At 67.4% G+C, this 12732-nt stretch carries 7 protein-coding genes; all 7 read right to left on the bottom strand.

The genetic code is table 11. The features are described from left to right. Window positions 1-309: 309 nt before the first annotated feature. Complete coding sequence (locus tag ACOOHF_RS09650) at window positions 310-882, bottom strand: Ig-like domain-containing protein (RefSeq protein ID WP_420461488.1); 573 nt, start codon at window positions 880-882, stop codon at window positions 310-312. A gap of 660 nt (window positions 883-1542) precedes the next feature. Further along, window positions 1543-3030, bottom strand: a complete 1488-nt coding sequence (locus tag ACOOHF_RS09645) for a pyridoxal-phosphate dependent enzyme (RefSeq protein WP_420461487.1) — start codon at window positions 3028-3030, stop codon at window positions 1543-1545. 4 nt (window positions 3031-3034) lie between these two features. Beyond that, window positions 3035-5314: a DUF5916 domain-containing protein gene (locus ACOOHF_RS09640; protein ID WP_420461486.1), complete on the bottom strand. Its 2280-nt coding sequence runs from the start codon at window positions 5312-5314 to the stop codon at window positions 3035-3037. A gap of 55 nt (window positions 5315-5369) precedes the next feature. Then, window positions 5370-6305, bottom strand: a complete 936-nt coding sequence (gene mmuM, locus ACOOHF_RS09635; RefSeq protein WP_420461485.1) for a homocysteine S-methyltransferase — start codon at window positions 6303-6305, stop codon at window positions 5370-5372. Window positions 6306-6347: 42 nt separating this feature from the next. Continuing rightward, window positions 6348-9590: a VPS10 domain-containing protein gene (locus tag ACOOHF_RS09630; RefSeq protein ID WP_420461484.1), complete on the bottom strand. Its 3243-nt coding sequence runs from the start codon at window positions 9588-9590 to the stop codon at window positions 6348-6350. A gap of 334 nt (window positions 9591-9924) precedes the next feature. Continuing rightward, window positions 9925-10833 carry an Ig-like domain-containing protein gene (locus ACOOHF_RS09625; protein ID WP_420461483.1) on the bottom strand — a complete coding sequence of 303 codons (909 nt, stop codon included), beginning with the start codon at window positions 10831-10833 and terminating at the stop codon, window positions 9925-9927. A 297-nt stretch (window positions 10834-11130) separates the two neighbouring features. After that, window positions 11131-12453 carry an alkaline phosphatase PhoX gene (locus ACOOHF_RS09620; RefSeq protein ID WP_420464356.1) on the bottom strand — a complete coding sequence of 441 codons (1323 nt, stop codon included), beginning with the start codon at window positions 12451-12453 and terminating at the stop codon, window positions 11131-11133. Window positions 12454-12732: the final 279 nt, after the last annotated feature.

The raw sequence follows: 12732 nt of genomic DNA, 5'->3' as shown, positions 1-12732 counted from the left end.
GCTGCTCACCTGATCCATGTGCTCAAGGACAAGGTGCGCTTCCGGCCCTCGGCCGCCAGGTGGCGAACCTCCTCTTCCGCCTCGTGAGCGCGCGCTACGAGCAGGGCCCGATCATCCTGACCTGGAACAAGCCGCCTGCCACACCACGTCCGCATCATCTACATCGACGGCCACAGCTACAGGCGGCGGGGGTTGGACGATCTCCTCAGGCCGGCCAACCCCACGCGCACCGCGAGGAGGAGGTGACACCAACACAGCCTTCGAGACCCTGGGTGCGTAAACCCGGGTGTCTCCTTTACGACACTACGGTTACCTCCCGAGGACGACCACCTCGAATCGCTGCTCCACCTCTTCGCCGGTCGAGTCACGCGCCGTGACGGTGATGGTCGTGCCGCCCGCAGCCACGCCGCCCACAGAGAGGGTGCTGCCCGAGACCGAGGCTCCAGCAACTTGGGCGTCCGCCGTCGTCGCGACAAATGTGAGTGCGTCACCATCCGGATCAGCGAAGTGTTGCAGGAGCTCAATCCTTAGCACCTGACCGGCGTCAACGAACACGACCGGCAGCAGGCGGGTAATCTCGGGCGCCCGATTCCGCACCTCCACGAAGAAGTGTTGCACGGCCTCAGCGCCGGCCGGGTCCTTTGCGACGACGCTTCCGCCCACCTGGCCCGTCGACACTCCAATTACCGTCATGGTGTTGCCCGAAATGGACGCTCCGGCCACGAGAATGTTCGTCGTCATGGCGCCGTACGAGAGTGGCTCGTCGTCAGGGTCCCGGAAGAAGGCGGACACGTCCACCTTGACGTACTCTCCGGCCGCGATGCTGACCGGGGGCACCGTGCCGACGGGGACGGGGGCCGCGTTGAACGTACTGGGCATCATCGGCTCCATCATCCCATCTTCGCTCTCGCCGCAAGCCGCTACGCCCAGGACGAAGGATGCCACCACGACGCAAAGCCGTACACGTCCCGAGCGGAGATTGTCATATTTCACAGGTCGTCTCGCTGTCAGAAGTTCATCAGAAGTCAGAGGGTCTAGCGCCGTTCCCGGCATTCACTACGGCTGCCGCGGCAGGGTCATCTGTCGCTTGTCAATCGGTGAAGAGGTGGTTGTCCACACCCGGGCCGACCGGCAGGAGTCCCGACGAGGTGTCGGAAAGCGGAGCTTGCGGATCGCCGGGATGGGGCGCAAGACGCGTGTCCCTGGCTGTCCACAACCGTCGCGAGGCGGTGCAAATGGTATTCTCCGTGGTTGAACTAGATGGCGCCGGGTCTTTGACGCCATCCACACGGAGAGTACCGGCGGTTTGACCCTGCCTGTTCACCCAAGCCAAACCGGGTAGCTAATCCGTTACAGAGCGGGCTGTTGTATTCAGCAGGAGACCCGACATAAGGGTTCTCCGACAGATGACGTCAAGGGGAAAATACGGACGAGTGATGGACCGGCGCAAGTGGAGGGCTTGAACCAAGCCCCCAAATTATGGGGCACCTGGGGATAGGAGAGAGTTGGAGCGACGACCGACCCGTCGTCGACTGACGACCGTCACTTCCGATCGGCATCCCGCGCCCGCAGGATGCTCTCGGTGGTCACGCGATTGTTCGACAGCTGCTTGCGGGTGCGAACGTTCTCCGGCCACTCATCCCCACCGCTCCCCGCACCCAGTGCCGAGATGAGGTCGGAGCGGGTGAGGATGCCGAGCGTGCCGTCTTCTTCCCGCACAAGCACGGCGGGCTGCTCGCCGCGAAGCTGGTCCGCGAAGCCGTGAACAGGGCTGGAGGCCCGGACCACCGGGAAGGGCGGGCCCATGAGGTCGCGTACGAGGTGCGCGCGCGCGTCGGGGTCTCCCATCAGGTAGCGGAGGATGTCCCGCTCGGTGAGGCTGCCCACCACCTCCTCCCCCTCCATCACCGGCACCTGGGAGATCGCGTGTTCCCGCATCACGCCGATCGCGTCGTCCAGCGTCATGTCGGCCGGCGCCGAGACGAGCGCCTTCTCGGTCGAACGGCGCGCAGCCAGAGCCCCCGCGGTGAGGGTCTCGTCCTCCTCGAGAAAGCCGTGCTCCTGCATCCAGACGTCGTTGTAGACCTTCCCCAGCGCGCGGTAGCCCCCGTCGGGCATGATCACGACGAGCACCGCATCGTCATCGATCGCGTCGCGGTTCGCCTCCATCCACTGGAGCGCGCCGGCCATCGCCATCCCGCACGAGCCCCCTAGGAACATCCCCTCCTCGCGTGAGAGGCGGCGGGTCATGAGCATCGACTCCCGGTCCGTGACGCGCACGTAGTCGTCGACGATGTCGAAGTTCATGTTGCCGGCGAGGATGTCCTCCCCCACCCCCTCGGTGACGTAGGGATAGATCTCGTCCTCGTCGAACTCCCCGGTGTGGAAGTACTTCCAGTAGACGGAACCGTACGGGTCGACGCCGATGATCCGGACATCGGGATTGCGCTCCTTGAGGTAGGCGGCCGAGCCCGAGATCGTGCCGCCCGTGCCGGAACCCACGAAGAGGTGCGTGATCCTCCCCTCCGTCCCCTCCCACAGTTCCGGGCCCGTCGTCCGCAGGTGGGCGAGTGTGTTGGCGGGGTTGTCGTACTGGTTCATGTAGAAGGAGTTGGGGGTTTCCTCCGCGAGACGGCGCGAGACCTGGTAGTAGGAGCGCGGATCCTCGGGGTCCACCGCGGTGGGGCAGACGATGACTTCCGCTCCCAGCGCCCGCAGGATGGCGATCTTCTCGGGACTCTGCTTGTCCGTGGTCGCGAAGATGCACGTGTAGCCACGCGCGATCGCGGCGAGCGCGAGCCCGACGCCGGTGTTGCCGCTCGTGCCCTCGACGATCGTGCCGCCGGGAGCAAGTTCGCCCCGCGCCTCGGCGTCCTCGAGCATCGAGATCCCGATCCGGTCCTTGACGGAACCGCCGGGGTTGAAGTACTCGAGCTTTGCAAGAACCGTGCCCGGCAGGTGCGCCGCCAGCCGGTTCACCCGGACCAGGGGCGTCCCGCCGATCGTGCCGAGGATGTCGTCGTGCCACATAGGGCTACCCGCTCAGGTTGAACAGTCTGCTGTACTTGACCACGAGTTGGCGCTGCTTCGGCCCCGCCATGATTCCGGTGCGGTCGAGCGAGCCGGTGTGACTCGTGTCGTTCCACACGATATACAGCCCGGTGCCGGCCGTATCGAGCCACCCAAGCCGGAGATTGGTCCCGACGTCCTTCGTATCGCCGTTGTACTGGACGTTGGTCTGCAGGTACAGGCGGGGCGTGAACGAGTATGACGCGTTGAGCTGCAGGACGGCAGTCGTGAAGCTGCCCTGGTCGAGGTCTACGTCGAAGTAGTTCGCGCGGACGTTCGCGGTGAGCTTGTCGCGATAACGGTACGTGAGTGTCGCGTTCGGGCCGAAGCGGGTCCCGCTGTAGAAGCCTCCCAGTCCCCATCCGACCGACGCCGAGAGTGGGGCGCCGCGATTCGTGTTCGCCCTGAATTCCCAGTCGAGGTTGTGGTACGTGCCGGCCGGGATGACGATGTCCTCCCGGATCGCGAACGGTTCTTCGAGACCCTCGCCGGTCAGGTTGAAGCCGGGAAGCTGGAAGAACGCTCCGTTCTCGAACGCGAAGTGGTTGTCGAAGTGAAACAGGTAGGACTCGTTGAAGCCGCCCAGCGTCCAGAACGTGTTCCCGGAGATGTGGGGTCGGAATTCCCGGAACCAGGGCACGCTCTCCGTGCGCAGATGGCGCAGGAAGCGGAAGTTCAGGTGGCGGTATCCGCGCCGGTTGACGAAGCCGACCTCCGGGTTGAAGGCGTCGCCGACCTGCCGGTACCCGGTCGTGACCTGCCAATCGCGCGTGACGTACCGCATGCCGCCGGCGAAGCCGTACTCGCCGTCGTTGAACCCCGACCCTGGTGCTTCCTCCCCGGCGGGGGCCGGCGTGGTGGTGAGGCTCGCCCAGCCGTCGAACGTCAGCGCCTCCCCGATGCCGAGCCGGCCATCGATGCCGTACGTGAGATTGTGGTCCTCCGAGTCGGCGGTGTTGAGGCGCGACACGAAGATGGCGCCCAGCTGTGACCGGTTGCCGAACTCCCGGTACGCGCGCAGCACGCCGAAGTTGTTGGCCGGGGCGATCGGCTCGCTGAGCCCGATCTCGTCGTTGAAGTGGAAGGCCTCGTCGGTCTGGATGTTGAGCATGCCGATCTGGAAATCACCGACCTTGCCCGTCATCCGGGCGCCCGCCTGGATCGGCACCTCCCGTCCACCCTGGAGGCCGATGCGGCGGCTGAAGAAGAGTTCGGCCGAACGGCTCGCGCCGACCGCGAAGGTGCCCGCATTCTCGAGAAAGAAGGCGCGCTTCTCGGGGAAGAAGAGGCTGAACCGCGTGAGGTTCACCTGCTGGTCATCCACCTCCGCCTGCGCGAAGTCGGTGTTCACGGTGAGGTCGAGCGTCAGGCTCTGATTGAGGCCGATCTTGGCGTCACCCCCGACCTGCTGACCGAGGGTCACCCCCGGAGAGGCGACGCCGTAGTCCTTGAAGCCATCCACGAGCGCGTACGGGCTGACCGTAATCGTCCGCCTGGCCGGGGCCTCCAGCGTGAGGGTTCCGGCGAGCGAGATCCGGTACACATCGAACTGCCGCGGCAGCGGCGCCCACATCGACTGCTCGCTGTTGCGCCGGATCCTTCGCTCGAGATTCAGGCCCCAGTCCTGTGCGCCCCCGGCGCCGTAGCGGAGCGTCGAGAAGGGGATCCGCATCTCGGCGTACCAGCCGCGATCGTCGCGGGTCGTGGCGACCTCCCACGAGCCGTCCCAGTTAAGGTTGAAGCCGCCCGCCGAACCGCGCTGCTGGCGGCCCCCGCCCCGGCCGCCGCCCACACCCTCGCCGGTGACCTGGCCGTCGTACTCGATGCCGGCCGGCGTCGTGCCGAAGACGAAGCCGTTCTGCCGGTCCAGATAGGTGTCGAGGACGACGACGAAGGCGTCCGAGTCGTTCAGCGAGGCATCGCGCAACGTCTGGCCCACGACGATGCCCGACGGGTCCTCATCGAAGAGCCATGCGCCGATGTACAGGGCCGCGTCGTCATGGCTGACTCGGACCTCCGTCCGCTGCGACACGGGCTGGCCCTCCGAGGGCTCGCGCTGGGTGAAGCCCGCGAGGGGCTCGAGGCCCGACCAGGCATCGTCGTCGAGTCGACCGTCGATGACGGGAGGCGCCGTGATCTCCGACGCATGCGCCCTGGGTGACTGCTGGGCGTGGAGCAGGGCAGGCAGAGGCAGGGCAGGCACGGCAAGCATGGTACTGACGGCGATGCCACGAAGTGTGGGCATGCAGCCCCTCATCTCTTTAGCTCCCTGGAGTGACGGCCCGGCAGGCGGGAAAGGGTCAAGATAGAGCCCCGCTACGGATGGCGGCGATCGCGGCCGGTCCGACGCGGCAGCAGCCGCCGACGCCGTCGGCTCCCTCGCTGCGCCACTCCATGGCGCTCCGGGCCCAGTCCAGGGGGGTCGCCGGGCCGGTCCACCGCTTCGCCTCGGCGTCCCACGCTTCCCCGGAGTTGGGGTAGACGAGGATCGGCTTCGAGGTCGCCCCCCGCGCCGCCGTTATGAGGGAGGAAGCGAAGCCCGGATCGACGCAGTTCACGCCCACGGCGACGACGTGGGGTTCCGCGTCGCACAGGGAGATGGCGGTCTCGAGCGGGGTCCCGTCCGCGAGGTGCGCGCCATCGCGACACTGGAAGCTGATCCAGGCCGGCCGGTGGGCGACGGCCGCGAGCCGGCAGTAGGCCCGTGTTTCCTCCAGCGAGGGGGTGGTCTCGCACGCCAGGAGATCGGCCTCCGTCTCGGCGAGGACCTCCCAGCGCGGGGCGTGGAAGTCGTAGAGTTCGGCTGCGGAGAGTCCGTAGTCGCCCCGGTACTCCGACCCGTCGGCGAGGAAGGCGCCGTAGGGACCGATGCTGGCGGCGACGAGCGGCCGGAGACGACCGGCCGGCATCGACAGGTCGGCCCAGAAGCCGTCGCGGGCCGAGACGGCCACCTCGACCGCCGCGCGCAGCAGCCGGACCGTCTCCCGCGCGTCGAGGCCGCGGGCCCCGAAGCCCTCGAAGGTCGCCTGGTAGGTGGCGGTGGCGATGCAGTCGGCGCCGGCCTCCAGGAAACGGCGGTGGGCGGTACGGACCGCCTCGCGATCGCCGAGGAGTGCGCGCGCGGACCACAGGGGGTCGTTCAGGTCGCAGCCCAGCGCCTCGAGTTCCGTCGCGAGACCCCCGTCGAGGACGAGGAACCCCTGGCGCTCGAGGGAGGCCCGGATGGGGTCGGTCACCCGAATCGACCTCCCGCGGCCCGCGGTCTGCCGTGAACGGTGCTATTCCGTCGTGATGACGCGCCCCACCTTCTGCTGGAGCATCTGGTTGAACTCGGCCAACTCGTCCGTGAGCACCTCCTGCAGCCGGATTTCCACCTCGTCGACCTGATCGCTCAGGATCTCCGCCACCTCGGCGTGCTGGTCGGTGGGGGGGAAGTCCGCGCTCCCCACCGCGCCCTGGAGGTACGACAGACGGCCGCTGACCATCGCCGGCCAGCGCACCCCGTCGGGTCCCGTGTTCTTCACCTGCACGAGTTCGCTCTCCACCTCGATGAGGAGCGCGTCGAGCGCGTCGCCCGCCTCCAGCACGTCCTCGGCGTCTCCCGCCTCCTCGAGCACCGGGCGCAGGTCCTGGATCTGGCGCCGCAACAGTTCGATCTGGTTGACGACATCGGCGAGCCGGTTCCGGTCCGCGACGATCTCGTCGAGCAGCGCCTTCTGGGCGAGGATGTCGGCCATGGACCCCGCGGAGCCGGGATCCCGGAGGACAGTCAGTTGTTGCGTCCCCATGTCTTCGCCATCCACGACGAGCGTGACCGTGTACGTGGCCGGGGGCTGTCTCGGCCCGCCGCCGCCGCCGAAGAAGCCGCCGCCGCCCTGCCGGGAGACCTCGGGCATGGGCATCCAGTCCGCGAACTGCGGCTTGGTGCGGTAGAGGATGGGATTCGCGTCCGGCCCCCGGAAGTTCCACCACACGCGGTTGAACCCGTCGTGGCTTGAACCGTCTAGCGTGGCCATCGTCTCGCCGGCGGCGTTCTCGACCCGGACCTGCACCTCGCGCCCATCACCGCCCGCGAGCCAGTAGTTGATCGAGGCCCCGTTGGGCGGGTTCTCGCCCACCGACCAGTCTTCGTACATCACCTGGGGTTCGGAGATGTCATTGAAGCGGTAGGCGTCGCGGGGCTCGAACAGGTGGGCGTCGGAGGCGGCGATCTCCGGCGTGAGTTGCTGCACCGGGCCCAGGTCGTCGAGGATCCAGTAGCCGCGTCCGTACGTCCCCGCCACGAAGTCGTTGAAGTGTTCCTGGATGATGAGCCCGTAATACGGCGTCGGCGGGAGGTTGGGCATGAACAGCTGCCAGCTCTCGCCATCGTCGTAGCTGATGTAGACGTTGGTCTCCGTACCGAGGTACAGGAGCCCCGGCCGCACCGGGTCCTCGAGCAGATAGCGCGTGTAGTCGACGGGATAGTTGTCGACCCCGTTCGTGATCCGGGTCCACGTCTCCCCGAAATCGTCGGTCTTGTAGGCGCGCGCCTCGAAGTCGCCGACCTGATGGTGTTCGATCGTGATGTAGGCCTTCGCCACGTCGTAGCGGGAGGCGTCGATGCTCCGCACCACGCCGTCCGGCGGGAGGTCGGGAATATTCGCGGTGACGTCGGTCCAGCTCGCCCCGTCGTCGCGCGTCACCTGTACGAGGCCATCGTTCGTACCGGCCCACAACACGCCCTGCTGCAGGGGCGACTCGTCAAAGGCGTAGATCACGCAGCAGAACTCGACCCCGATGTTGTCCGGGGTGAGGCCGCCGGAGATCCCCATCCGCGACGGGTCGTTCGTGGAGAGGTCGGGGCTGATCACCTCCCAGCTCTGGCCGCGGTTGCGTGTGCGGTGCACGTGCTGGCTCGTGACGAAGATCGTCTCGTTGTCGTGCGGCGAGATGAGGAGCGGGAAAGTCCACTGGAAACGGTAGCGCACGTCGCCCGCGGGATATCCCCCCGTGGACTCCGGCCACACCTCGACATCGCGGAACTGGCCGCGCGCCCTGTCGTGTCGCACGACGATGCCGCCGCGCGCGCCCGCTCCGGAGGCGCTCGACCACACGATGTTGGGGTCGGTCGGATCGGGGGTCGCGAAGCCGCTCTCGCCACCGCCCACGGTCGTCCAGTCGCCGCGCGGGATCAGGCCGCGCGCCCAGAAGCCGGTGTAGCGCGTGTTCGACGGCCCGTGGTAGGAGGGCCCGTCCTGCCGATTCCCCATCACGTTGTAGGGGATCTCGTTGTCCACCGTGACGTGGTACATCTGCGCGATCGGGAGCTGCATTCGGGACCACGACTTCATCCGGTTCTCGGTGATCCCCACGCCGCTGTCGCCGCCGATGAAGACGCGGTCCGCGTTGGTCGGATCGACCCAGATGTCGTGCAGGTCCCACCCCGGGGCGGCCGGGTCACCGCCCGGCGGACCACCGCCCAGGAAGTTGTAGCTGGTGTACGTCTCGCCGCCGTTTCGGCTCACGCTGAAGCTCGAGGAGAGGAAGTAGATCTCGTCCCGGTCGTCGGAGGCCACGCCGCAGCGCGTGTAGTACGCCTGCCGGCTCGCGAGGTTGTGGCTGTAGTTCACGAGACGCCACGTGCGGCCGCCGTCGTCGCTGCTCCACAGCTCTCCGGTGTCGGCCTCGTAGCCCTCCATCGGTACGCCGTCGCTCGTCTCGATGAGGGCGTAGACGCGGTCGGAGTCCGAGGCGGACATGCAGACGGCGATCTTGCCGAGGGTCCCGGTGGGGAGCCCGTTCCCCTCGAGTTCGGTCCACGTGTCACCGCCGTCCATCGTCAGATGGAGCCCGCTCCCCGGCCCTCCGCTGTCGCGCTTCCACGTCTTGAGATCGATGTCCCACATGGTCGCGAAGATCTTCCGGGGGTTCGCCGGATCCATGACCATTTCGTAGGCGCCCGTCCCGCGGTCGACGAACAGGACCTTCTCCCACGAGGCGCCGCCGTCCATGGTCCGATACACCCCGCGCTCGTCGGACTCCGCGTAGGCGTGGCCCAGCGCGGCGACGTAGACGACGTCGGGGTCGTGCGGGTGGATCAGGATGCGGCCCACGCGACCGGTGCCCTCGAGTCCCATGTGGCTCCAGCTCTCGCCGCCGTCGGTCGACTTCCAGACGCCGTTCCCGATCGAGACGTTCGAGCGGATCGAGGTCTCTCCGGTCCCCGCCCACACGACCGCGTGGTCGCTCGGGGCCACGGCCAGGGCGCCGATGGCGTGCACCGGCTGGTCATCGAACACGGGCCGCCAGTGGAGGCCGGCGTCGTCGCTCTTCCAGATTCCCCCGGTCGCCGCGCCGGCGAAGTACGTGTTGCGGTCTCCGGGGACGCCGGCCACGGAGGAGACCCGGTTGCCCACGGGTCCGATGTGGCGCGCCCGGAGCCCCTCGTACTGTTCCGGCGCGAGCTGCTGCGCTCCCAGTGGCGCGGCCGCCCCGAGCGCGAGGGCGAGACTGAGGGAAGAAAGGCGAACGTGGTTCATGGCCAGGTCCTTATTGAAGCGGATCGTTGCCTCCGGTCGGGGCAACGTGCGGCCGTGGAGCGATACTGGCCAGAGCCAGTCCTGTCCAACGACACGTGAGCCTCTCGGCTTAGCTGGTCTTCAGGCGGGACTCAGTAGGCGGGCTGCTGCTGGACGGAGGCATGAGGCTCGCACCTGCCATGACGCGACGGCCCGACCGAGACCCGCAGGGCCCGCAGCCACGGTGGACGAATCCCGGGCCGATGCTCGGCCGAGTACACCTCGAGGGTCAACCTCGGTGTGCCGGCGGCGGTAGCAGCCGCTGGCCCACCGGCCTCGGCTCACGCTGGAGATGTCAGCGGCGTTCCCCGCCAAGCCTCGGAGATTGCGTCCCCGGTCTCGCGACGGGCACATCCGGCATCGCCGCGCCGCTTTGAGTGCCGGCCGCCTCCACCCAGTCGTAAAGTCCCGATCTGCCCCCGCTGGAGCTGTCATAGTAGAGCTCGATCCCGGTCAGCTCATCGAACAGAGTGGCGGCGGTCTTGTTAAGCCGCCAACGGAAGAGTTCCGTGTCTCCGGCCATCCCGATCAACTCTTCCTCTTCCCGGGCGATCGTGATCTCCGTCATTTCATTCGCGCCGTGTCTGACGGCGTCCGAGTAGCCGGACTGGTCTTCGAGCTTGAGCCAGTCCTCCTGCTCCTCATCCCACATGTACAAACCGTAGTTGCCGCTGCTGGTATCCTTGATGTCGAACGTGAATAGAGTGTACCGCTCGTGGCCCGAATACCACGCAAGGGATACCCGGCCACGCCCCTCGGCCCGGGACATTCTCGCACGAAGCGTCCAGGACGTCAGCGAGGAGTCCAGGAGATGGCGCATCCATCCGGCTTCGTCGTCGGTGTTGGTAAGGCGCAGCAGGCCATCGGATACGGAGGCGCGCCCTTCAACGAGCTCCCACTTGTCCAGACTCTCGGCGGAGTCAAAGTCGTCCCGGAATCCCGCCACCACGGTCACATCGGCGCTCTGCGTCGCGCTCAGACCGTCCGGGTCCGTCGCCGTCACCGTCACCGCCGCCGTACCCGCGGCCACCGCCGTCACCGTCAGGCTGCTCCCCGACAGCGAGACGGAGACCACCGCCTCGTTCGACGATGCCGCAGCGTAGGTCAGCGCGCCCCCATCGGGATCGCTGAAGAACGGGGTCACATCCACCGTGACGGCCTGTCCCGCAGCGAGGACCTGCGCCGGTATCGAGCCGACCGCCACCGGGGCCACCGGTGGGGGTGATGGCGGCGGAGGTGGCGGGGGCGGCGGATCCGTTGTCCCGTCTCCCCCACAGGAGGCAATCCCGAACAGAGCCGCGACAAGGAGCGACGACCGAACCGGATTTCGGTATCGGAGTCTATCTTGCCGTTGAAGCCTGCGTCGAACCGATGTTCGTTCGTTCATCGCGTCGCTCCAGCGCTGGTCGGTTGCTGGTTCCGGTCGTACCGGAGGCCACCCTGGATTCCCGGGTTTCTTCTTTCGATACAGCGCCGGCCGGCCCCGGCGCCTGAAGCCTGTTCAGAGCGCCCCGCGTTCCCAGGGTCCCCAGACCGCGAACGTGTAACTCAGGTCGCCCGGCCCCGTGAAGTCCGTATCGCCCTGAAGGTTGAAGAACAACGTCCGGCCATCCGGGCTGAAGCATGCCCCCGCGAACTCGCGCCGGTTCAGGAGGTTCCGAGCGAAGGGGAAGATCTCTCCCGAAGGCGACAGGCCCCGGAGATGTGCGTCCCTGTTGTCTTCGCAGATGAGGATGCCGCCCCTGGGGCTGACCGTGATATTGTCGGGGCTGTCCAGAACCTGCACCGATGGCGACTCGAACACGAGGACCATGGCTTCCTCCGCGGGCACGTACCGCCAGACCTGACCCAGTTGGGCGTCTCCGCCGTGGGTGGCGTGAAAATAGATGCTTTGGTCGCCGTACCAGCAGCCCTCGAGACGCGAGAACCGGGCTCCGCCCGCCTCGAATCCTTCGCGCCAAACGGTCGTCGGGCTCTCCTCGGCTTCAGGCGGATCGGGACGTTCGATCGGAACCCACTCGACCTCGCGCCACATACCCGTGCTTTGGCTGGCGCGGAGATCCACTTGAGGGTCACCGCGTACGGCGAGCATCTCCAGGGCGCCCCCATCCGCAAGGACGCCCGGAGTGTGGGGTCTGAAGCGATAGAAACCCGCGCGGCTGCTGTAATCCTCCGTCTCGTAGACGAACCCCGTACCGGGATCCACCGCTACGGCCTCATGTGTGAAACGGCCCATATCTCGCAGCGGCTGCGGCTGTACCGGCCCGTCGGCGTCCGCGGGGACCTCGAACACGTATCCGTGGGGGACGGACCAGCCGCCGTCCCGTCGTCCCTCGGTCGTTTCCTCGCACGACAGCCAGCTGCGCCACGCGGTCGTGCCACCCGCGCAGTTGACGATGGTCCCCCCCAGGCTCACGAAGTCGCGCAGCAGGGTGGGGCGTCCATCGGCCTCCAGCCGGACCTCCAGGGTCGTCGTTCCGCCGCCCCCCTGGGGATCGTACGCCAGGTCCGGCGAGACCAGCGGCATTGCGAGGCCGGGCAGGTCCCGATCTTCATGGTTCCGCACGAGGCGAACGACATCGTCGCTCATCGGGAAGAGTCCCATCCCGTCGTGAGCGCGCGGCGTCAACGTTCCATCCGACATGGGACGGCATTCTACGCTGAGGATCGCGTAGGAAAACCCATCCGGCAGCGCCAGTTCCGGGCCTGCGCGGCGCAAGGGCCCGTACCCGTTCCCGTTCTGTCTGGACCCGGCAAGCTTCCCCGAAGATGGAGCGGACGGGCTCTCGGCGCAGGCTGCGAGCCCGGTCAGCGAGGGGGCGATCGCGGCGGCCCCCGCCCAGCGTCCGGCCCTGACGACGAAGTCGCGGCGGTCAATCTTGCCCAGGGCTTCCTCCTTTCCGGTCCCGGAAGTCCGTGGAGAAGAGTCGCGATGTCTCGCGCCGATGTCGATGATTGATGTTAGAGCTGCCTCACTCGTTCGACGGCTTCACGGCTGGCCGGATACCCACCCTCCGGGGTGGATTGGATCGGCCAGAGCGTCGGTCGGCAGCACGACGAACCGCTACCCCCTTCCCGTCCCGTCGTACAGGATCTCGCGAAT

The sequence above is a fragment of the Candidatus Palauibacter sp. genome (assembly GCF_965216145.1).
GTDB lineage: Bacteria > Gemmatimonadota > Gemmatimonadetes > Palauibacterales > Palauibacteraceae > Palauibacter.
Note: the sequence above shows the minus strand (reverse complement) of the source record. Positions and strands in the feature narration are given on the sequence as shown.

What these genes read in the sequence shown, in the direction of transcription:
- ACOOHF_RS09640 (WP_420461486.1), bottom strand. Translation starts at nt 5,314, where the DNA reads ATGCCCACACTTCGTGGCATCGCCGTCAGTACCATGCTTGCCGTGCCT.
- ACOOHF_RS09645 (WP_420461487.1), bottom strand. Translation starts at nt 3,030, where the DNA reads ATGTGGCACGACGACATCCTCGGCACGATCGGCGGGACGCCCCTGGTC.
- ACOOHF_RS09650 (WP_420461488.1), bottom strand. Translation starts at nt 882, where the DNA reads ATGATGCCCAGTACGTTCAACGCGGCCCCCGTCCCCGTCGGCACGGTG.
- ACOOHF_RS09630 (WP_420461484.1), bottom strand. Translation starts at nt 9,590, where the DNA reads ATGAACCACGTTCGCCTTTCTTCCCTCAGTCTCGCCCTCGCGCTCGGG.